Annotated in this window: 22 protein-coding genes and 1 tRNA gene; 14 read left to right on the forward strand and 9 right to left on the reverse strand. The window is 48.0% G+C overall.

Annotated features, from left to right (window positions below; translation table 11 throughout):
* Window positions 1-124 precede the first annotated feature (124 nt).
* Both yhbH and BM058_RS03305 read left to right on the forward strand, forming a co-directional pair.
* Window positions 125-1285 carry a sporulation protein YhbH gene (gene yhbH / locus BM058_RS03300; RefSeq protein WP_090925607.1) on the forward strand — a complete coding sequence of 387 codons (1161 nt, stop codon included), beginning with the start codon at window positions 125-127 and terminating at the stop codon, window positions 1283-1285.
* 69 nt (window positions 1286-1354) lie between these two features.
* Complete coding sequence (locus tag BM058_RS03305) at window positions 1355-1678, forward strand: YbjQ family protein (RefSeq protein WP_090925608.1); 324 nt, start codon at window positions 1355-1357, stop codon at window positions 1676-1678.
* Window positions 1679-1901: 223 nt separating this feature from the next.
* On the opposite strand, the gene BM058_RS03310 is transcribed toward BM058_RS03305, so the two are convergent.
* Both BM058_RS03310 and msrA read right to left on the reverse strand, forming a co-directional pair.
* Window positions 1902-1978: transfer RNA gene (locus tag BM058_RS03310), tRNA-Pro, on the reverse strand.
* A 100-nt stretch (window positions 1979-2078) separates the two neighbouring features.
* Window positions 2079-2594: a peptide-methionine (S)-S-oxide reductase MsrA gene (msrA, locus tag BM058_RS03315; RefSeq protein WP_090925864.1), complete on the reverse strand. Its 516-nt coding sequence runs from the start codon at window positions 2592-2594 to the stop codon at window positions 2079-2081.
* A 169-nt stretch (window positions 2595-2763) separates the two neighbouring features.
* On the opposite strand from msrA, the gene BM058_RS03320 reads away from it, so the two are divergent.
* From BM058_RS03320 to BM058_RS03330, 3 genes are all read left to right on the forward strand, one after another.
* Window positions 2764-3324 carry a glycerol-3-phosphate responsive antiterminator gene (locus BM058_RS03320; protein ID WP_090925609.1) on the forward strand — a complete coding sequence of 187 codons (561 nt, stop codon included), beginning with the start codon at window positions 2764-2766 and terminating at the stop codon, window positions 3322-3324.
* Between the two features lie 53 nt (window positions 3325-3377).
* Window positions 3378-5114, forward strand: a complete 1737-nt coding sequence (locus BM058_RS03325) for a phospho-sugar mutase (protein WP_090925610.1) — start codon at window positions 3378-3380, stop codon at window positions 5112-5114.
* 194 nt (window positions 5115-5308) lie between these two features.
* Entirely contained in the window at window positions 5309-6145 is an 837-nt protein-coding gene (locus tag BM058_RS03330; protein ID WP_090925611.1) for an arylamine N-acetyltransferase, read from the forward strand.
* Window positions 6146-6223: 78 nt separating this feature from the next.
* On the opposite strand, the gene BM058_RS03335 is transcribed toward BM058_RS03330, so the two are convergent.
* A complete protein-coding gene (locus BM058_RS03335; protein ID WP_090925612.1) occupies window positions 6224-6496 on the reverse strand; it encodes an acylphosphatase in 273 nt (90 codons plus the stop codon).
* A gap of 22 nt (window positions 6497-6518) precedes the next feature.
* Window positions 6519-6785 carry a hypothetical protein gene (locus BM058_RS03340; RefSeq protein ID WP_090925613.1) on the reverse strand — a complete coding sequence of 89 codons (267 nt, stop codon included), beginning with the start codon at window positions 6783-6785 and terminating at the stop codon, window positions 6519-6521.
* Between the two features lie 121 nt (window positions 6786-6906).
* Here BM058_RS03340 and BM058_RS03345 point away from each other — a divergent pair, with 121 nt between their 5' ends.
* Complete coding sequence (locus BM058_RS03345) at window positions 6907-8310, forward strand: SpoVR family protein (protein WP_090925614.1); 1404 nt, start codon at window positions 6907-6909, stop codon at window positions 8308-8310.
* A gap of 53 nt (window positions 8311-8363) precedes the next feature.
* Here the strand turns inward: BM058_RS03345 and BM058_RS03350 are convergent, their stop codons facing one another.
* The 3 genes from BM058_RS03350 to BM058_RS03360 form a co-directional block, all read right to left on the reverse strand.
* Complete coding sequence (locus tag BM058_RS03350) at window positions 8364-9599, reverse strand: aminopeptidase (RefSeq protein ID WP_090925615.1); 1236 nt, start codon at window positions 9597-9599, stop codon at window positions 8364-8366.
* Window positions 9600-9743: 144 nt separating this feature from the next.
* Entirely contained in the window at window positions 9744-10301 is a 558-nt protein-coding gene (locus BM058_RS03355; protein WP_177195409.1) for a LemA family protein, read from the reverse strand.
* A 102-nt stretch (window positions 10302-10403) separates the two neighbouring features.
* Window positions 10404-11024, reverse strand: coding sequence for an NAD(P)-dependent oxidoreductase (locus BM058_RS03360; protein WP_090925865.1), 621 nt, complete (start codon window positions 11022-11024; stop codon window positions 10404-10406).
* Between the two features lie 198 nt (window positions 11025-11222).
* Here BM058_RS03360 and BM058_RS03365 point away from each other — a divergent pair, with 198 nt between their 5' ends.
* Window positions 11223-11432 (forward strand): alpha/beta-type small acid-soluble spore protein, encoded by a 210-nt coding sequence (locus tag BM058_RS03365; RefSeq protein ID WP_090925617.1) that lies wholly within the window; start codon window positions 11223-11225, stop codon window positions 11430-11432.
* Window positions 11433-11589: 157 nt separating this feature from the next.
* Here BM058_RS03365 and BM058_RS18110 read toward each other — a convergent pair whose 3' ends face one another.
* Entirely contained in the window at window positions 11590-11748 is a 159-nt protein-coding gene (locus tag BM058_RS18110; protein WP_177195410.1) for a hypothetical protein, read from the reverse strand.
* 219 nt (window positions 11749-11967) lie between these two features.
* Between BM058_RS18110 and BM058_RS03370 the strand changes: the two genes are divergently transcribed.
* The 3 genes from BM058_RS03370 to BM058_RS03380 all read left to right on the forward strand — a co-directional run bounded on the left by BM058_RS03370 (window position 11968) and on the right by BM058_RS03380 (window position 14524).
* Window positions 11968-13104: a DUF445 domain-containing protein gene (locus BM058_RS03370; RefSeq protein ID WP_090925618.1), complete on the forward strand. Its 1137-nt coding sequence runs from the start codon at window positions 11968-11970 to the stop codon at window positions 13102-13104.
* 87 nt (window positions 13105-13191) lie between these two features.
* Window positions 13192-13560 (forward strand): YlbF family regulator, encoded by a 369-nt coding sequence (locus BM058_RS03375; protein ID WP_090925619.1) that lies wholly within the window; start codon window positions 13192-13194, stop codon window positions 13558-13560.
* 124 nt (window positions 13561-13684) lie between these two features.
* Window positions 13685-14524, forward strand: coding sequence for an HAD-IIB family hydrolase (locus BM058_RS03380; RefSeq protein WP_143082974.1), 840 nt, complete (start codon window positions 13685-13687; stop codon window positions 14522-14524).
* Window positions 14525-14634: 110 nt separating this feature from the next.
* On the opposite strand, the gene BM058_RS03385 is transcribed toward BM058_RS03380, so the two are convergent.
* Window positions 14635-14841 (reverse strand): hypothetical protein, encoded by a 207-nt coding sequence (locus BM058_RS03385; protein ID WP_090925621.1) that lies wholly within the window; start codon window positions 14839-14841, stop codon window positions 14635-14637.
* Window positions 14842-14973: 132 nt separating this feature from the next.
* Between BM058_RS03385 and BM058_RS03390 the strand changes: the two genes are divergently transcribed.
* The 4 genes from BM058_RS03390 (at window position 14974) to BM058_RS03405 (ending at window position 20374) form a co-directional block, all read left to right on the forward strand.
* A complete protein-coding gene (locus tag BM058_RS03390) occupies window positions 14974-15624 on the forward strand; it encodes a lytic transglycosylase domain-containing protein (RefSeq protein ID WP_090925622.1) in 651 nt (216 codons plus the stop codon).
* A gap of 77 nt (window positions 15625-15701) precedes the next feature.
* Window positions 15702-16058: a hypothetical protein gene (locus BM058_RS18115; protein ID WP_090925623.1), complete on the forward strand. Its 357-nt coding sequence runs from the start codon at window positions 15702-15704 to the stop codon at window positions 16056-16058.
* A 175-nt stretch (window positions 16059-16233) separates the two neighbouring features.
* Entirely contained in the window at window positions 16234-17466 is a 1233-nt protein-coding gene (locus tag BM058_RS03400; protein ID WP_177195411.1) for a metallophosphoesterase family protein, read from the forward strand.
* Complete coding sequence (locus BM058_RS03405) at window positions 17456-20374, forward strand: ATP-binding protein (protein WP_177195412.1); 2919 nt, start codon at window positions 17456-17458, stop codon at window positions 20372-20374. Before BM058_RS03400 ends, BM058_RS03405 begins: the two co-directional genes overlap by 11 nt.
* Window positions 20375-20406 lie beyond the last annotated feature (32 nt).

Raw genomic sequence — 20406 nt, forward strand, 5'->3', positions numbered from 1 at the left:
GAAGCTGCCGGGAAGAAGTTTCGTTTTATTCAGAATAATGTTGCAAATGCGTCCCGTTTCCCGCATACGATAGTAGTAGTCCAACTTTTGAAATAGAAAACTACAGGGGAAAGGGGACCCTACTATGTCAGAGAAAGCAAACCGCAGTTTTGTCATTTCAAAGGAAAACTGGTCCCTGCACCGCAAAGGACATCAGGATCAGCGCCGGCATCAGGAAAAAGTCCAGGAAGCTGTACGGAATAACCTCCCTGATTTAATTACGGAAGAAGACATTGTGATGTCAAGCGGCCGTGATGTTGTGCGGATACCGATACGTTCGATGGATGAATACAAGATCCGTTATAATACTGAAAATAATAAATACACCGGGCAGGGAGACGGCAGCAGTGAAGAAGGAGATGTCATAGCTCGTGAACCGGGGGGAGAGAAATCAGAAAAAGGATCACGCCCCGGGGATCAGGCAGGATCGGATTACTATGAAGCCGAAGTGTCGATGGCCGAACTCGAAAAACTGCTGTTCCATGAAATGGAACTTCCCAATCTCCGGCAGAAACAGCAGGATGATCTGATTATAGAAGATATTGAATTTGATGATATCCGCAAAAAAGGGTTAATGGGAAACATTGATAAGCGCAAAACTATCCTGTCCGCCATAAAACGAAACGCGATGGAAGGAAAAGCAAAGATCAACCCGATTTCTGAAGACGACCTCCGTTTTAAAACATGGAACGAAAAAATAAAACCGGAATCCAAAGCGGTTATTCTTGCTATGATGGACACGTCCGGATCGATGGGGCGCTGGGAAAAATTTATGGCACGCAGTTTTTTCTTCTGGATGATCAGGTTCCTGCGGACGAAATATGAGACGGTGGATATCGAATTCATCGCCCACCATACAGAAGCGAAACGGGTCAGTGAAGAACAGTTTTTTTCCAAAGGTGAAAGCGGCGGCACCATCTGCTCATCCGCCTATGAAAAAGCAATCGAAACGATTGAAAAGGATTATCCCCCGGAACGTTACAACATCTATCCATTTCATTTCTCCGACGGAGATAATTTAACGTCTGATAATGCAAAATGCCTTCGTCTTCTGCGTGAACTGATGGAAGTATCGAGCATGGTCGGCTATGCCGAAGTTAATCAGTTCCGGAAACATTCCACCCTGCTGCAGTCTTACCGCAACATGGAAGACGAACGTTTTCGTTACTATATTCTGCAAAACAAAACGGACGTATTTGAAGCGCTGCTCTGGTTTTTTTCGAACCAGAACGTGGAGACGGCATGAAATGATGAAACCTCTGCCGGATGGAAACCGTATATACAGCAGGACTCAGCATAGCAAAGGAGAATGAACATGATTATCGTTTCGACAGAGCATGTACCGGGATATGAGGTAGTGGAAGCACTCGGTATTGTAAAAGGAAATACTGTCCGTGCCAAACATGTCGGCAAAGACGTCATCGGGAATTTACGGTCGATGGTCGGCGGCAAAATGAAAGAATATGAGGAAATGTTTCTCGAAGCCCGGGACGACGCAGAAAAAGAAATGGAAGCAAAAGCCGGGGAATGGGGAGCGGATGCTGTAGTCGGTATCCGCTACTCCTCCTCTTCCATTATGAGCGGCACCTCCGAAGTGATGGTGTTCGGCACCGCGGTGAAGCTGCAGAAGAAAGAATAGCAGCACAGAAAGATCCCAGGGAACGAACAATTGATAAGAACCCGGACGAATGTCTTCCGTACTGCTGCAGGAAGTCGGTATCGTCCGGGTTCTTTTTGTTGCTTCCAGAAGGGTTCAGCTTACATCGTTTCCGCGCGGACATAAAAAAAGCCGGCCTCAGAGCGGTACTCCTCGAGCGGCTTCGGAAGTTACATTATATCGTTAAAGTCAATGATAAAAAAACTGGTCGGGATGACAGGAGTTGAACCTGCGACCCCAGGCACCCCATGCCTGTGCTCTACCAAGCTGAGCTACATCCCGTATCGCATTGGACACTATACATTGTATTATAATCATACATGTATTTCAATCCCTTTGTTTATACGTCTTTTCCGGCGGTGGAAAACACCGGCGCGTTCCCTTAACGCCAGTGTTTCTCAATGAACTCATCCCGGCCGGATTTTCTACGGTCTTCGAGGTAGGCTTTTTCCTGTTTTTTGTAAAAGTCCTGGTGATACGTCTCTGCCGGGTAAAACGTTGATGCCGGCAGTATTTCAGTTACAATCGGTTCTTTAAAACGGCCGCTGTCTGCAACCTGCTGTCTCGTCTGTTCAGCCAGCTGCCGCTGCGTATCGTTGTGGTAAAAGACAGCCGTCCGGTACTGCGGTCCCCGGTCGTGAAACTGTCCCCCGTCATCCGTTGGATCAACTTGGGGCCAGTACAGCGAAAGCAGTTTTTCGTATGGAAACACCTCCGGGTCAAATAGAATCTGAACGGCTTCGCGGTGGCCGGTTTCCCCGGTTTTGACGTCTTCATACGTTGGGTTTTCTGTATGCCCTCCGGTGTAGCCGGACGTGATGCCGTGAATGCCTTCCATCTGATCGAAAGGTTTAACCATGCACCAGAAACAGCCTCCGGCAAACGTTGCTTTTTCGATTGTGTTTCGTTCGCTCAATTTTTCTCCCTCCCCGTGTATACGGTACTGAAAAATTATAGCAGAGAGAAAAGATAAAAAACAAACCAAGGAAAATTTCGTTCAAAGTGGAAAAGTGATCTCATTTTTTTTATGATGGAATTAGACATTGTTCACAGAAAGGAACCAGCCCATGTTTCAGGAAGAAAAAATTATTCCCGCTGCCCGGACGGAAAAAGAATTTGAAAAATTACTGGAAAGCTCGCCAACTTACGTCGTTTTGTTGAATTCAAGACTGGCACAGTTGAAAAGCATGACACAAATGGCCGCACGGGCCGGAAAAAGACTGATTGTTCACGCTGATCTGATTCAGGGGCTCGGCCATGATGAATCAGCGGCTCAGTTTCTCTGTCAGCAGGTGCGGCCTCATGGACTCATATCGACGAGAAAGCAGGTGCTGACTACTGCTAAAAAACACGGGCTGCTGACAGTGCAGCGAATGTTTCTGATTGATTCCAGCGCGCTTGAAACGAGTTACAAAATTGTAGAAGAAGTGGAACCGGATGTGATTGAAGTGCTTCCCGGAAGAATGCCCGGGATTATCCGGGAAGTAGCAGAAAAGACCGGAGTCCCGTTGATTGCCGGCGGTTTTCTCCGCAGCAGACAAGACGCGGAGGAGGCATTTGAAGCAGGAGCGGAGGCTGTTACGACGACCCGGAGAGAGTTGTGGACGGCGCGCTTTGACAAACCGTAAGCAGTAGAAACATAGATTCGAATAGCAACTATCCGAAAAAGGATGTGACAGCAATGGACTGGAAAGAGAACTGGAAGCGCTGGAGTGAAGCATCAGGCTTGGATAAAGACCTGAAAGAACAGCTGGAATTGTTGGAAGGAAACGAAGAAAAGCTCGAGGATCATTTCTACAAGTATCTTGAATTTGGAACGGGAGGCATGCGCGGTGAAATCGGTCCCGGGACGAACCGCATGAACCGGTATACGATCCGAAGGGCTGCTGAAGGACTGGCGCGTTACATAGAAGAACACGGCACAGAGGCCCAGGAAGCAGGTGTCGTCATCGCGTTTGATTCGAGGCACCGTTCCCCTGAGTTTGCACTGGAAGCTGCTCTTACCCTCGGTGCACATAATATTCAGGTCTATATATTTCAGGAACTGCGCCCGACACCGGAGTTATCCTACGCGGTACGCCACCTTGAAGCGTTTGCCGGTATTGTTGTGACCGCAAGCCATAACCCGCCTGAATACAACGGCTTCAAAGTGTACGGGGAAGACGGGGGACAGATGCCTCCGGGACCGGCCGAAGCCTTGATGGCAAAGGTGGAGTCCGTAGAGAATGAATTTACAGTCGAAACGGCCGATGAGAACAAAATGAAAGCGTCCCGTCTGTTGAAAGTCATTGGGGAAGACATGGACCATGCCTACAATGATGACCTTCAGACGATTATGCTGCATCCTGATATGGTACAAAAAGAGGGGGGACAGCTCTCGATTGTCTTCACTCCGCTGCACGGGACGGCGAATATTCCAGTGACCCGTCTGCTTGAAACGAGCGGATTCACAAACGTTCATGTAGTGCAGGAACAGGCGCTCCCGGACCCGGAATTCTCCACCGTGAAAAGCCCGAACCCCGAGGAAGAAGAAGCTTTTGATGCTGCAAGGGCAGCAGGGGAAAAAGAAGGAGCGGATATTCTGATTGCAACGGATCCGGATGCTGACCGGATCGGAATTGCAGCCCGCAGCGAAGACGGAAAGTATGAATTGTTAAGCGGTAACCAAACCGGGGCTCTTATGCTGGAATACCTGCTTTCTGAGCGTCAAAGACTCGGTCTGCTTCCGGATAACGGGATTGTTATGAAGACCATCGTTACATCGGAGCTCGGACGCGCTGTGGCAGAAGATTACGGCCAGACCGTACTGGATACGTTGACCGGCTTTAAATTTATCGGAGAAAAAATAAAACAGTTTGAAAAGGACGGTACCTATTCCTTTCAATTCGGTTATGAGGAGTCTTATGGTTATCTGATCAGCAGTGTCGTACGCGATAAAGATGCGGTACAGGCTGCACTCACCGTTTCGGAAATGGCGCTTTGGCATAAAAACGAGGGCAGAACGCTTCATGATGCGCTCCGGAATCTGTACGAAACATACGGTTACTATAAAGAAGATCTTGATTCCATGACCTTAAAAGGTGTAGAGGGCATCGAAAGAATTGAAGCTCTTCTTAAGAAATTCCGGGAGATGCCTCCAACATCCCTCGGCAGCAAAAAAATCACAGTCATCGAGGACTATGAGACACAGGAGCGCACAATGGTTCAAAACGGGCATAAAGAAAATATCGAACTTCCGGTATCCAACGTGTTAAAATATGTACTGGAAGATGGATCATGGTGCTGTATCCGCCCTTCCGGTACAGAACCAAAAGTAAAGTTTTATTTCGGGGTCTGCAAAGAGACCGAACACGAAGCAATAGAAGCACTGCACCACTTGAAAAACGACATGTCGAAGATGGTGCATGAACACGTTTAAAGGCAGACAATCATTGGAACCTGCAGCCCGGCAGTAACCGGACTGTTCCTGTGTGTATTGATGAATGCAGGAGCGGATATTACCACCTGCCGGCCGGTTTGAAATGGAGAACTCCGGGAATCTTCGTTTTCCGGAGTTTTTCGTGTCCATATACAGCGATAAAAACCTGTTACACAGTTGAAAAGGAGAACACCATGTCAAGTGACTGGCTTGAACGCTATTTAACAATTCTTCGATTAAAGCCGCAGCCGCCGTCCCGTAAATTTCTGAAACGAATTATTCGTGCCCACGTCCGTACCTTTCCGTTTGAAAACGTCAGCAAGCTTCTGATGGCACGCGATGCAGAAACGATAGATCATGTCACGGACGTGTATACCTTTCTCACAGCTCATGAGACGAATCAGAGTGGAGGGACATGCTTCACCCTCAATGCCTGTCTATTCCAGCTTCTAAAGGCTCTTGGTTTTGAAGGATGGTTGATCCGTCCGGGGGAGGAGCACATGGCGATAGTTGTGAAAGATCCAGGTTCAAAGAACAGGCTGCTTTATGTAGACGTCGGGACTACCGCTCCGCTGTTTGAACCGATCCCCTTCCATGGAAGAAAACTCGGCATTACACCTTTTGCCGGAGAACGGCTGTTTTTTCTTCCGGGGAACGAACCCGGGATTTATACCTATATTCGAACGAGAAACGGGCAGATCACCCACAAAAAATGGACATTCTCGATTTATTCGGCAATGAATGCTGCCGACTTTATACCGTGGATTGAGTCCACGTTTCAGCAGGGGGCATCGTTTATGAACATGCTTCGATGCCAATTGTGGGAACCGGATCAAAGGAGGGGGCTTTCCCTTGTAAACAGAACGTTCACCATCCGTCACGGCAATGGTTCCGTGATGACAAAAGATCTGCCCGATCAGGAAGCTGTCCGGGACGTACTCAGCAGGGAATTCAGAATGCCTGATCTTCCAGTCGACAGAGCCCTGAAGCAGTTGAAAGACCAGGGAGTTGACATCTTCAGCCGCACGTGACAGCCTTCACCGATTCTACTCTATACAATAAAGCTGAATCCTGCATCCGGGATTCAGCTTTTATTTTTATGAGCAGTATCAGTAAAGAACAGTGAAGGAGCCTTTGTGCTCGACGTTGTCCGCTGTAGATATATCGACATCTGTTACCGATGCAAAACGGTGACCGGCTCTGACGGCCTCTATAAATGCATTCACCTGCTCTTGGCTTCCTTCCGCTTTGATTTCAACGGTACCTTCCATTCGATTTCTCACCCAGCCGTTAACACCGGCTTTTTTGGCTTCTGTCACCGTAAACTGACGGAAACCGACTCCCTGTACGGTTCCATGGACAATCAAATGACGTTTCAGCATCGTGACACCTCCTCTAAAAGACTTATACCTTTTTAAAATACATATCAAACCAAGGGTCTTCTTCCACGTTTTCCGGCGTTTCAGAGATGACGTGGGCTTCTCCTTCTTCGTCGGCTGCAAGCCAGGTTCCGTATTGATCCTGAAATGCAGGATAAAAATAATCTGCTTTAAACAGAACTTTCGGTGGATCGATTTCCACAAAATCATGACCAAGCTTTTTGACAACATCTTTTTTGCATTGAACCAGTTCCACAATGATCACCCGGCTTTTTGTCATCCCCGAAAACATCGAGGTTTTTCCCTATTGTACCCCGATTTCTTTTCTTCCTTCAATCCATAGCGCACGGTATCAAGAGGCATGCTTTGCCGCTTGTTTCATATAGTGGAACTAACAGGGGAGGAGGGACTTGATGCAGACGCTTGAAGAAAAAGAGCTGCGAAAAGCCATTGACCGTATAACGGAGACCGCGGAACACTTCGGTCTTGATTTTTACCCAATGCGCTATGAAATCTGTCCGGCGGATATCATATACACGTTTGGTGCCTACGGGATGCCGACCCGCTTTTCGCATTGGACGTTTGGGAAAAATTTTCACAAAATGAAAGTCCATTATGATTTAGGTTTGAGCAAAATTTATGAACTCGTTATTAATTCCAATCCGTGCTATGCATTTTTGCTGGATAACAATTCGCTCGTGCAGAATAAATTAATTGTTGCTCATGTGCTTGCCCACAGTGATTTTTTTAAGAATAATATCCGATTTGCCGGCACGCGAAAGGATATGGTGGAAAGCATGGCCGCTGCGGCTGAACGTATTTCCCGTTATGAAGAACAATACGGCCGCCGCAGGGTGGAGGCCTTTCTGGATGCGGTGCTTGCGGTTCAGGAGCATATTGATCCGAGTTTGATGCGGCGGGAGGGAGAAGAAGAGGAGGAAACAGGCGAACGTGTAAATGAAAAGTCCGGTCCTTATGAAGATCTTCTGCAGATAGGGGAAAAACAGCCGACGGAGGAACCGTATGCCCGGAAGAAAAAGTTTCCGGCCCGGGAGGAAAAGGATCTGCTTCTTTTCATCGAAGAACACAGCCGTGAGCTCGAAGACTGGCAGCGTGACATACTGACGATGATACGGGAAGAAATGCTGTATTTCTGGCCGCAGCTGGAAACCAAAATCATGAATGAAGGCTGGGCATCGTTTTGGCATGCCCGGATCATGAGGGAACTTGAACTCACGTCGGAAGAAGGAATCGAATTCGCGAAACTGAACGCCGGGGTCATTCAGCCATCCCGCACGTCCGTTAATCCGTATCATCTGGGCTTGAGAATTTTTGAGACGATTGAACAGAGATGGGATAATCCTGACGAATCCCTGCAGCGGGCCGGTGTTAAGCCGGGAAGCGGAAGAGACAAATTATTTGAAGTGAGGGAGCTGGAGACAGATACATCCTTTATCCGCAACTATGTAACAAAAGAGTTGGTAGAGCAGGAAGACATGTATGTGTTTCAAAAGCAGGGACGCGATTACACCATTGTAGATAAAGAGTGGAAGCAGGTAAAAGACCAGCTGATCCGTTCCAGAGTGAATGGCGGTTTTCCTTATCTCGTCGTGACCGACGGGGATTATGAAAAAAGAGGAGAATTGTATATCACCCACCGCTATGAGGAAGAAGAACTGGATGTGACGTATCTTGAAAAAACGCTCCCTTATTTGTATCAACTATGGGGACGAAGCGTTCACGTGGAAACTGTTCTCGACAACAAACCGACGGTGTTTACCTACAACGGAACCAGGGTTTTCCGAAAAGGTATGTAAAAAAACCGGGAGGCTTCTCTTTAGGGTAAGAGAGCTTCCCGGTTTGGTTTATTCTACTGATCGGCCCATTCGCCGTTTTTCATAACAGGTTCGGATGTACCGTCCGGCAGAATACCGTCAATGTCCATTTCTGCGCTGCCGATCATAAAGTCAACGTGCGTGATACTTGAATTGAGCCCGTGTTTTTCTTTTTCCTCTTTGGTCATATCAGCGCCATTTTCAAGGCAGAACGCATAGGCGCTTCCGATAGCCAGGTGGTTCGAAGCATTTTCGTCAAACAGGGTGTTGTAAAACAAGTCGCCGGATTGCGAGATCGGTGAACTATGCGGAACGAGAGCGGCTTCGCCAAGGAAATGGGAGCCTTCATCGGTCTCGATCAGGTTTTTCAATGTTTCTTCGCCTTCGCCGGCGCTGTAATCGGTGATTCTCCCGTCTTTAAAATGAATGGTGAAATCATCAATAATATTACCGCCGTAGTTCAGAGGTTTCGTGTTCGTGACGTGGCCGTTTACGCCGGTTTTTTCCGGTACAGTGAACACTTCCTCGGTTGGCATGTTGGCGATGAAATGGACACCGTCTGTATTAGGTCCGCCGCCGCCGACCCAGATATGTCCTTCCGGCAGTTTGACGGTAAGGTCTGTGCCGGGGGCTTTATAGTGAAGTTCGCTGTAACGTCTTTCATTTAAGACGGCAGCTTTGTCACGGAGTTTTTTGTCGTGGGATTCCCACGCTTCCACCGGGTTCTCAAGATCTGCGCGTACGGCTTTAAAGATGGCGTTCCACAGTTTTTCTTCTGCTTTTTCTTCCTTGTCTTCAGGATACACTTTCTTGGCCCAGCCCGGAGACGGGGATGCAATCACAAGCCAGCTTACTTTGTCGGACTGGATGTAGGAGCGGAACGTTTCCATCGCTTCGCCGGCAGCCTTATTGGCATCAGCGATTTTTTTCTGGTCGACTCCTTTAAGTAGATCGGGATCAGTGGATTTAACCGTGATAAAGGCTGCACCGTTTTCGGCCAGTTCTTCGCGGCCTCTGGCAATCCACTGAGGGAATTCCTGAAAAGCTTCCTGCGGGGCTTTGTCATATTTGATTCTTGTGAGGGTTTCGTCCACCCAGTCGACGTGTACGTTTTTGGCGCCGGCATCATATGCTTTTTCAGCGATAAGCCGGACAAAGGATGCAGACGTGATGGGGGCGGAAATAAACAGCGTCTGGCCGTCCTGGAGATTTACTCCTTTGCGGACAGCCAGATCCGCATAGTTATTCAGTTTTTCATTGAATGTTGTCATCGTTATCCACCTTCTCTGACGGAAAATTTTGTTGAGATGTTATTGTAACATAATCTTTGCTCTGCCACTTAGGTATGGGGCTTTTTTAGGATGAGCAGAGAAAGAAGAAAAAATCACCGTTCTGTTAAAAGAATGGTGATTTTTCTAGGAAGACAACTTCACGTCTTTGGATGCTTCTCCCGGAATATCAAGCTTCTGCCGTTCCTCAAAGTTATGGATGTCAGCGACGAAATTGACCGGCATCGAATGAATTTTTGTATTATATTTTTGAACAGTATTATTATAAATAAGAACGAAGCGGTGGATTTTCTCCTCTGCATCCTTGAGCTCCTGCTCCAGGTGCAAAAACTCTTCATGCTGAAGGAGTTCCGGCTGATCATCCTTTACAGCGAACAGAAAATGAAGGTTTTTAGTAAGTTCTTCATTAATCTGCAGCTGTTCCACGCGGGAGGTATTGGGAGAAGTCAGCCTGCTTCGCAGTTCCACTATTTTTTCCAGGATATGTTGTTCTTGTTTGGCATATGGCTGTGCGATATCAATCAGGGATGGAACAGCTTGGACCCGGCGGTCTAATTGTGTTTCAATCTGAGCCCATGATTCTTCCACCCAGGAAAGAAATTTTATCAAAGCATTATAACCGACAATCCAGCATATCAAAGCAGCAATGATAATGATTCCAAGAACGCTGCCGAAGATGGACAAGAGGCTCCCTCCTTTCTCCCTTTTATACCCAGTCTGATACATTAAATAATGGGTGATACTGTAATACTATTCTTTACGTCAGTATATCATGATTGGATGATATTAGTAAGCCAGGCCTGCTCTTCTTCGGTGAAAGGATTCTTCCCCGGATACAAGCCGGTACAAAAAAAGAGCGGTGTCTCCGGTTGTAATGCTCTTTCCGTCTTCGGGCAGAAAGTCGGCGCCGGTTCGAAATATCCCGGAGGCCTCTCCTTCCGGCAGATACGTCGGGCAGGCAATGGTCCAGTTTAACGGAGACTGCTGCAGCAGCTTGCAAGCCTCGGCATGATCTCTGGCCGCTGTTGTACTGCGTCGTTTTGATTCGTTCGTTTCAAAACGGAAGATGGCAGGATCCCGGCGTGCGTTTAAAATCCCTGCTGTACCGGTGGAAAGAATGCGCTGTACATTTTCTTGTATCATGGCGTCGATGATAAGCGGGAACGCACGCTGCAACGTGTTTTGTTTGTCTGTTCCAAGCGTACTGATAACGATATCTGTACCGGAAATTGTCGTTTGTACGTCTTTATCTGTCAGTACATTGCCCTCAATAACCTGTAAAGAGGGGTGGCTTTTGAGCTTCTCCGGTGACCGTGCCAGTGCTCGGACGCTGTATCCGCTGCTTAGAAGCATGGGAAGGAGCCTGTTTCCCACTCTTCCTGTTGCTCCAAATATGGAAATGTTCATAGCTTGATCCGCCCCTTCCATTACTCAAACACCTTTTCTCTATAGAAACATACTTCTATTTCCGTTACAAATCATACCACGGCGCTGCGATGGTTTCTTTTTGCGTTATTGTGTTTATTACCTGAATTTACTATATCATTCACAGCATAGTGTTTGCGAATCGTAACAAACTATAGGTACAAAGAGGAGGTGAGACACATGGCCAACAACAACAGTTCAAACCAACTGGTCGTGCCCGGCGTACAGCAGGCAATGGACCAAATGAAGTATGAAATTGCACAGGAATTCGGGGTTCAGCTTAGTGCAGATGCGACTTCCCGTTCCAACGGTTCCGTTGGGGGAGAGATCACCAAGCGTCTTGTACAGATGGCTGAACAGCAAATGGGCGGCCAAGGCCCTCAGCAGTAATTAAATATCATGGCTGGAGGGGCTGTCTGAAGGTGCTGCATTGCAGCACCGGGGCAGCCCCCTTTTTTTACATAGCAAATAAAAAGCTTCCGAATTATTGTTGATAATAATCGGAAGCTTTTTTACTCTTCAGGAATGATGGTCGTTTGGGTTCTTGTTATTTACGGCGGCGGGGTGGTTCTTCTTTTGGGATATCCCGGGCTTCTTCAATTTGAGAATTGTCCTCTGAATGAAGGACGGTACCTCCAGCCAGTCCTTCATTTATCATTCGATCTTCATCGAACTGAAGGTTCTTGTTATTATCTTTTCGTTTCAATACATCGCCCTCCTTTCGTTATCAGCCTTCCCCTTCTTTTTTTGAATATGTAAGTCTTGAAAACCGGAAATCCTCCGTGCCGTTATTGCTTGCTCCGCCGGAGACAAATTGATAAAGTGATATTGGCTGAAAATGAAGAAAAAATCCTAAGCATCCGGCAGGGAAACTTTCCTCTGCAAACAGCGGATAACATAAAAAGGCGGATAAAGGAGCTTGAACATGGATACGTTGGTAATGATTGTGGTGATGACAGTGGTAGGATCTCTTATTGGCGGCGTGACAAATTCTCTTGCCATCAGGATGCTGTTCCGCCCGTTTCAACCGCTGTATATCGGAGGTGTGCGGATGCCGTTCACTCCGGGACTTATTCCAAAACGAAGACAAGAAATGGCAGAGCAGATGGGGACTATGGTTGTCACCCACCTTCTCACCCCGGAAAGCCTACGGCAGAAACTGAAAAAATCCGATTTTCATGACACCCTTCAGAACTGGCTTGCTGAAGAGATGTCCACGTTTCTTCATCAATCTTCTACATTGAGGGAGATAGCGGAAAAAACCGCCGGCAGAAAACTCCCTCTTGAGGAAAAGGGACGTGAATACGTGCAGCAGTCAATGGACCAGTGGCTCGAAAAAAATAAAGATAAGCCCCTGCAGGAAATGATTCCTGAAGCGGCGTTGAACAAAGCGGATAATCTGATCCCGGATTTTGCTTCCGAGGTGACCGAAAAAGGGGCGGATTATTTCCGCGGGGAGGAAGGAGCCCGGCAGCTCCAGCGACTTCTGGATAAATTTCTGCAGGGCAAAGGATCGATGATGAATTTTTTGGGGTCCATGTTCGGCAGTGACAGAATTATTGAGAAGCTCCAGCCTGAAATCGTACGTTTTTTTGAAGATGAAACCTCGGAGACGTTTGTGAAAAACATACTGGAACAAGAATGGGGAAAGTGGAAACAAAAGCCGCTGTCTTCGATTCAATCCTACATTCATACGGGCACAGTTTCCAATGAGCTGGTATCGTTTCTGGAAAAAGAACTGCCCGCACTCGAATACCTGGACCGCCCCTTGTCGGAATGGGCACCGTCTTATGCAGACGTTATCACAAACCGCCTGCTTCCCGGCGTAGTCAGCCGGATGCAGTCCTTTCTCATCGACCGCCTGCCCGGTCTTTTTGCAAGGCTTCAACTGGACGAGGTCGTTACAGAACAGGTGAACGCATTTTCGGTGGAGAGACTCGAAGATATGGTTCTTTCGATATCGAGACGGGAATTTAAAATGATCACTTATCTCGGGGCGCTGCTCGGTGGTGTGGTTGGATTATTTCAGGGAGTGATTGTGGTTCTTTTTTCCATTGGATAAAAAGAAGAGAGAATCAGGTAAAACGGATGATTTCTGCATTTCATTCATGTTATGCTCGGTTAAGATTGTAAAAAGGAGGACTATGCAATGTCCAATGTATACGACAAAGCACGCGAACTAGCTCAGGATTTGAGAGACAGTGATGAATTCCAAAATCTAAAAAACCTTCATGAAGAAGTGGAACAGGACGAAGTAGCCAAGCGTATGCTTGATAACTTCCGTTCCCTGCAGCTTGATCTGCAGCAAAAGCAGATGCAGGGCGAGCAGCCGACAGAAGAAGAAATCACGCAGGCGCAGAAACAATTTGAAATGGTGCAGCAGCATGAAGTTATTTCCAAGTTGATGGAAGTGGAACAACAGATGAGCACCACTATTCAGGATTTGAATAAAATCATTACCGAGCCTCTTGAAGATCTTTATGGTAACCCTGAAGATCAAATGGGAGAGCAGGAATAATCATATCAAAAGAGCCGGCAGCACACGCTGCCGGCTCTTTTTGGTCCGCACGTCTTGTTCTAAGGCGGGAAGGATCTGCATAGGATGACGGTAGATCAGGCCAGGCGCCAAGGAGGGACATGACGTGGGATATCGACTGCTAGCCATGAGCATTGATGGAGTCCTTTTGAAGTCCAATGACAGAATGAGCCGTGAGACGAAAGAAGCTGTAGATTTTGTTAGAAATAAAGGGGTGTACACCCTTCTTGTAACGAACCGCAGTTTTGGAGCCGCGAAAAAAGCGGCACGGCATTTAAAGATGGAGCATGAAATGATTTGTCATGGTGGTGCACTCACAGCCGGACAGTCCGGTACGACGATTCTTGAAGCTCGTATGTCTGCCGAAATGGTGTACGACGCCACAGCGTGCATGGAAATGTATCCATGCCGCATCCAGCTGGAAAGCCAGGATTATGAATGGGAAAACAAAGAGCCTGCAGCGAAAAATGTGCTGGGAAAAATTCAATTCAGCCTGGGAGAAGGACTTTTTCAGCCGAAAACGTATACAGACAGGGTGTCTGCTTCGGCGGCGGAGAAGCAATTGAGTGCGCTTCGTTTGTTCGGTCATTTCGAAAGCACACGGGATGCTGAACACTGCCGCGGACTGCTTGAGGAAAAAATACCAGGTATCAGTGTGGACCAGCAGGAAAACAGTATAACGATAAAAAAAGAGGAAGCGTCCAAGGAACATGCATTAACCTGGTTGATGTCCGAACTTGGCATTGAACCTGAAGAAATGATCTACATCGGTTCCGGGACAGCTGACATCTCTGTCCTTGATATGGCAGAAATCGGTGTGGCAATGGGACAGAGCCCGGACGAAGTAAAACAACATGCAGACTGGATTACAAGGTCCAACGATCAAAACGGTCTGGCTTACATGGTAAAAGAAGTATTTCGAAAGCAGATGAAAGTGGAAGTGTAAAAAGAAGGGAGCTGCTCATGTACCAAAGCAGCTCCCTTCTTGTATGCTCAAGAGCTGGATTCCTTTATTCGAGGTGATCGTTACCCCCCGATTCGTGAAAGCAGTGTTTTTCATACGGATAAAATGTTCCACGGCTGTTGATTATGCGAATATAGGAAGCGTTTCGTTGGACTCCGCCTTTCCTGCCCGCTTTCCGCGGGCGTCGCCTCAGCTACCGGGAAAATCACCCGGTGATCTTCGGCTGACGCTTCTCCCGCTGGAGTCGGGCAGACGGCTCCGCCCAACGAAAAAGAAGGGGGGATACATGCTTTGATCACAGATGCACCCTCCTCATAGAACCCTTTCCCCTTCCTTTATGTGGTAAATCAACAGGCGTGAAAATGTTCATCAAAATGCCGCTTGGATACCTGCCCCGTTGTTGTTTAAGATGAATGGGGGAGGTGTGAAACATGGCGGCATCCAGACGGCGGAAACGATTTTCTTCTGCACTCCTTTTGTTCATCATGATGTTTCTGGCGGCAGTTGTGATATGGAACGTCATTCCGGAAATGGAGTATTCTCCTTCTCCTTCCCGTGAAAGCAATGATTCGTCTTTTGCAGAAAATGAAGTACCTGAAGAGTACCTTTCTATCTACAGAGAAGCCGAAGACGAATATGATGTGTCGTGGGAAGTACTGGCAGCCGTTCACCGGGTGGAGACGGTGTTTTCCACGATGGACGAGCTGGAAAGCCCGGTTGGTGCTGTCGGCCATACCCAGTTCATGCCATGCTCGTTTATCGGCTGGAGTTATGAAGGGTGTCAGGGTAAAGGGGATATTGACATTTCCCGTGAAGCGTTGACAAATACAGCGGCCATAGAGGAACACGGTGGTTACGGTGTGGATGCGGATAACAGCGGAAAAGCAGATCCATATAATATAAAAGATGCTGTTTTTTCGACGGCCAACTATCTTGCCGCTAACGGAGCAGCTGATGGAGAACTGCGGGATGCTTTGTTTCAATACAACCAGGCGGACTGGTATGTGGAAAAAGTGCTTTCCTTTTCCGACGCATATGAGAATAACCACAAACCGGTTTCTCTGCCGGAAACAAATCCATAGGTCCCGGAATTCCTGCCACTGCACATTCGTCCTGCTTCCTGAATAATATGTCTATGAAAAAGGAGGCGGATGTCAAGATGAACCCGATGCAGATGCATGAAATATGCAGGCAGAATATCGGACACTATGTCCTGGTACAAATGAACAACAACGAACAGATAGAAGGCTATATGGAACATGTGGATAACAACCATGTGTACATGTTGGTGCCGGAAAACAATCCCGCACCCATGGCCAATCCGAACGCGCAGGGAATGCCCGGCGCCGGCAGTAATCAGCCGGTGAACCGGCAGTACCCAGGTGGCTACGGCGGCTACGGCGGTTACGGCGGATATGGGGGATATGGGGGACATGGAGGGTACGGTCAGGGAGCCCGCTTCCGCCGGCTTGTCCTGCCTTTGACTGCCCTTGTAGCGCTCTCCACATTGTTTTAAATCCCGGGGCTGCATATCGCGGGCTCTGAGAAGAAAAAAGCGTTTCCGATTATCAGTAATGATAGTCGGAAGCGCTTTGTTTGGTTTGAGGGATTTTCTAAAATGTACGACCGTATGTTCACGTTTTCATGATATAATAACACAATAAAGTATGCAGGAAAGGCTGAGATGTGCGATGAAACTGCGGTTTATTCATACTGCCGACCTCCATCTCGGGTCTACTGTCCCTGCGGGGGCAGGAGCGGAGCCGCGATTGAAGGAACAACTGGAAAACAGCATAGACCGTGCAGTGGAACATATGGTTCAGGATGCGGTGGAACTCCAGGTTGATTTTCTGATTATTGCCGGAGATTTGTTTGACCAGGAGAATCGAAGCCTGAGACATCAGATTTTTTTGAAGCAGCAGTTTGAAACACTGAACCAAAACGGAATATTTGTTTATCTGATTTATGGCAATCATGATCCGGTGGACCGCCGCTACGCGCCTTCCGGATGGCCGGAGAATGTGCACGTTTTCGATACGGAACCGGACATGAAAATATTCCATAAACACAATGCACCGGCTGCTCATCTTTACGGATGCAGCTACAAAGGGAAAACGCAGCAAAACGTGGCCGCGGAATTTATAAAACAACCGGGGGCCCCTTTTCATATCGGGCTTTTGCACGGCGAGGAAAAAAAGAAAGACAGTCATTCCTATGCTCCGTTTTACAAAGAAGAACTGGAGGAAAAACGTTTTGACTACTGGGCGCTCGGCCATATACATACAAGACAGTTTTTGTCGGAACGAATCGGTTATCCCGGCAATATTCAAGGGCGTCATCGAAAGGAAACAGGAGAGAAAGGTTACTTTTTGGTGGAGCTTAATGAAGAAGCCGTTGAGGTGACGTTCCGGCCGGCAGCGGAAGTTGTATTTGCGGCATTGGATATTTCGATTGAGGATTGTTCCGGTTTTGATGAACTGACAGACAAAGTACTCCGCCGCGTATCAGAGATGGAATACGCGGGTGCGGCCGGATTGTGGCTTGAGATAATATTGAGTGGACGCGGTATTCTAAGTGATTATGTGGAAGAGGAGAAAGAAGGCTGGCTGGATATCTTAAACAGAATCGGCGGAGCGGAACGTCCGTTCTTTTATGTGTACCGGCTTGAGGATGCTACGATTGCCGATTTGCAGCCGGAATCACTTGTGAAGGAAAACCATTTTCTTGGTGATGTTGCAAGAGCGGCTGAAAAGCTGAAACAGGAGCCAAAGCGGCTGGAAGAAACATGGAACACGTTACACCAATCGAAAGGGCCGGGCATGTATCTTTCCCGGGATCATGAAGAAGAAACACAGGATGTGCTGGATGACGCAGAACGGCTGCTTTGGCAGCTGTGGGGAAAGGAGACAGCCGATGAGGATTGAAGCACTCCACATTTACGGATTTGGAAAGTTTCAGGATGAAAAGATAGCTGTGGATTCCTCCTATCACGTTTTTCAGGGGAAGAATGAAACGGGAAAATCAACAATCCGCGCATTTATCCAGGCTGTGTTGTTTGGATTTCCAAGCAAAAAAGAACAAGCCCGCCGTTATGAGCCCAAAGAAGGGAACCGTCATGGCGGAAGTCTCACCATACGGCTTGAAGACGGGACGCAGGCTGTAGTGGAGCGGACCGCCGGAAGAAAATCAGCGGGGGATGTCCTCGTTTATACGGAGGACGGCAGACAGCACGGACCGGAGTGGCTGGAAGGACTGTTAGGAAGCCTCGACCGCGGCATGTTTCAGGGAATTTTTTGTTTCGGGCTTGAGGGGTTGGGCGAGATTCAGCAGCTGCAGGGGAGCGATTTAAATCAGTATATTTACGAAGCGGGGATGACGGGCACCAAACATATTGCTTCCATCGAAAAAAAGCTTCAGCACCATCTGGATCAGCTGTATAAACCAAAAGGACAGAAACCTGAAATGAATGTCCTTCTCCAGGAACTCCATGAAAATAAGAAAGAACTGCGGGAATGGGAAGCCAGGTTTGACACCTATGACCGTCTTGTCCGTCAAAGAGAAGACATAGGAAACAAAATGGCAGAACTCAAACATAAAAAGGCTGACCTGAAGATGGAAAAGGAGCAGCTGGAGCGTAGAAAGACGCTCCTTTCAGTGTATCGTGAATTACAGGAAGTCTATCATCACTTACAAAAACTGCAGCCATTTGAACACATACCGCTTGATTGGGAAGAACAAAACACCGCTTATCACGAGCAGCGAAAAGAAGCCGGCTCCGAGGAAGAAAACCAGGCGCTTGCCGAGCAGCAGATTGCCGGAAGAAATCAAGGGGCTGCAGTGAACCGGGAGATACGCCCGGTACAAGATAACATTTATGCCCTGAAAGAGAAGCTTCCTGTATATCGAAAATACAAGGATGACTATAACCGGCTCCAGCAGGAAGCCGCCCGGCATAAAACAAACCTGGAAGAAAAACAGCATCGTCTTGGGATCACGGAAGAATCCAGACTCGCCGGAGCAAAGACGACCATGAGCGCCGAGGAAGAGCTGCACGATATTACCGGAAAAGCAAAGGGGCTGCAGGAGCGCATCCGGCTTCTGGAGGAACAGGTGCAGCAGCATCTGGATCAGCTTGCGCTGCTTCAAAAAGACGTGGATACTCATGAACAGTATCGTCGTTCCGAAGAAGAGAAACAAAGTAGTACAGAAGCTCTCAAAAGGCAGCAAGCAGGAAAAAGCGGGTCTCGTCCGGCTTGGCAGCAGCCGGTGCTTTTGCTGCAGCTGGCGTCTGTTATTTTTTTCACCCTGGGAATGTCGGAGATGATCACCGGTCACTGGCTGATGGGCCTGATTATGTTCGGAGCCGGGCTGTCTTCTGCCGTTCTCTGGATTCTGCAGCACCAGCTCCGCGCTGTGAAGGACGGGGATGCGGAACCCGACAAAGATGCTGTGCAGCACACAGCGGAACTTCATGCGGATCAGCGTCTTGAGACAACGATCCGGGAGAAACAATGGGAGTACGACCGGGAATTGAATGCATACCAGTCCACACTTGATAAAAAGCGGGAAGCCCGGGAAAAGCAGCAGGAGCTGGAGGGTGTGATGGAGAAATGGACCGAGACGTATCATATTCCGCCCCCTGCATCCCTTCTACAGGCCACTGCCCTTTTTACCGCTGTCCAGGAATGGCAGAAAGAACACAGGCAGCTGCAGGTGGTGGAAAAGGAAATGGAGACGTTGGCACAGCTCCTTTCTGATATCGAACAGGAAACAGCAGAAGCGGCAGCTGCAGCCGGTCTCTCTCAAGGACCGGTGGAACAAACCATTCATGCAGCATTGAACATAGTGGAGAAAGAAGAAGCCAAGCAAAAGCAATACGAGCAGGACCTCAGGGACTGGGAAACGGTTCGGAGCCGGAAACACTACTACAAAGCAAGAAGAGAACAGGCAGAACGATCGATTCAGCATCTGTATCATTTAAGCGGAGTCCATTCCGGTGAAGAATTCCAGCAGGCCGTCGCGGAAAAAAAACGGTACAACGAATGGAAAGCTAAAGAGAACTGGCTGCTGGACACGATGCGTCGTTCTCTTGATGACCAGGAAACGACCGATGCATGGTTTGAAACATTTGAAAAAGACGAGAGTGATCCGGATGAGGCGATTGAAGACATCGAAGAAACAGAGCAGCAATTGGATAATGAAGAAGATGAGAACAGGAATCAACTGGCTGCAGTAAATCAGGAAATCCGGACCGTTGAAGAGGGTGGAACGTATGAACAGATGCTGCAGCAGTATGAAGAGAAAAAGTTGAAACTGCACCATCTCGCACGAAGCTGGAAAACATACAGGGCAGCCCGCGCGATACTGAATGAAGCAAAATCCATGTATGAGCAGGAAAGACAGCCGGAAGTCATTCGAAATGCTTCCTCTTACTTTTCCTATTTGACCTCATCCCATTATGAACGATTATTTGCTCCGCTTGGTGAAGAAACATTTATCGTTGAAGACACCCATGGATTTCGTTTCACACCGGAGGAGCTGAGCCGCGGCACAGCGGAACAATTATATTTGTCTCTTCGTCTCGCTTTGGCAGAAAGCTATCATCACAACCAGACCCTGCCGTTTATTTTGGATGATCCATTTGTTAACTTTGACAGGGAACGTCAAAGTATGGTTTTTTCTCTTTTGACCAACCTGTCGTCCCACAGACAGATTTTGTATTTCACATGTGAACATATTCCTGAATCACCGTCCGCGATCAGCAGCCGCCGTACTTCTTCTGAAGAGGGCGCAGCGGCCGCCGGCGATTCATTTACGCGCACTCTGCTCTAAGCAGAGGATGGATCTGAATCAGGGCAGACTGA

This window comes from Salibacterium qingdaonense, assembly GCF_900114715.1.
Classification (GTDB): domain Bacteria; phylum Bacillota; class Bacilli; order Bacillales; family Marinococcaceae; genus Salibacterium; species Salibacterium qingdaonense.

Coding starts and splice junctions, on each gene's coding strand:
- yhbH (WP_090925607.1), top strand. CDS start 125: ATGTCAGAGAAAGCAAACCGCAGTTTTGTCATTTCAAAGGAAAACTGG.
- BM058_RS03305 (WP_090925608.1), top strand. CDS start 1,355: ATGATTATCGTTTCGACAGAGCATGTACCGGGATATGAGGTAGTGGAA.
- BM058_RS03320 (WP_090925609.1), top strand. CDS start 2,764: ATGTTTCAGGAAGAAAAAATTATTCCCGCTGCCCGGACGGAAAAAGAA.
- BM058_RS03325 (WP_090925610.1), top strand. CDS start 3,378: ATGGACTGGAAAGAGAACTGGAAGCGCTGGAGTGAAGCATCAGGCTTG.
- BM058_RS03330 (WP_090925611.1), top strand. CDS start 5,309: ATGTCAAGTGACTGGCTTGAACGCTATTTAACAATTCTTCGATTAAAG.
- BM058_RS03335 (WP_090925612.1), bottom strand. CDS start 6,496: ATGCTGAAACGTCATTTGATTGTCCATGGAACCGTACAGGGAGTCGGT.
- BM058_RS03340 (WP_090925613.1), bottom strand. CDS start 6,785: ATGTTTTCGGGGATGACAAAAAGCCGGGTGATCATTGTGGAACTGGTT.
- BM058_RS03345 (WP_090925614.1), top strand. CDS start 6,907: ATGCAGACGCTTGAAGAAAAAGAGCTGCGAAAAGCCATTGACCGTATA.
- BM058_RS03350 (WP_090925615.1), bottom strand. CDS start 9,599: ATGACAACATTCAATGAAAAACTGAATAACTATGCGGATCTGGCTGTC.
- BM058_RS03360 (WP_090925865.1), bottom strand. CDS start 11,024: ATGAACATTTCCATATTTGGAGCAACAGGAAGAGTGGGAAACAGGCTC.
- BM058_RS03365 (WP_090925617.1), top strand. CDS start 11,223: ATGGCCAACAACAACAGTTCAAACCAACTGGTCGTGCCCGGCGTACAG.
- BM058_RS03370 (WP_090925618.1), top strand. CDS start 11,968: ATGGATACGTTGGTAATGATTGTGGTGATGACAGTGGTAGGATCTCTT.
- BM058_RS03375 (WP_090925619.1), top strand. CDS start 13,192: ATGTCCAATGTATACGACAAAGCACGCGAACTAGCTCAGGATTTGAGA.
- BM058_RS03390 (WP_090925622.1), top strand. CDS start 14,974: ATGGCGGCATCCAGACGGCGGAAACGATTTTCTTCTGCACTCCTTTTG.
- BM058_RS18115 (WP_090925623.1), top strand. CDS start 15,702: ATGAACCCGATGCAGATGCATGAAATATGCAGGCAGAATATCGGACAC.
- BM058_RS03400 (WP_177195411.1), top strand. CDS start 16,234: ATGAAACTGCGGTTTATTCATACTGCCGACCTCCATCTCGGGTCTACT.
- BM058_RS03405 (WP_177195412.1), top strand. CDS start 17,456: ATGAGGATTGAAGCACTCCACATTTACGGATTTGGAAAGTTTCAGGAT.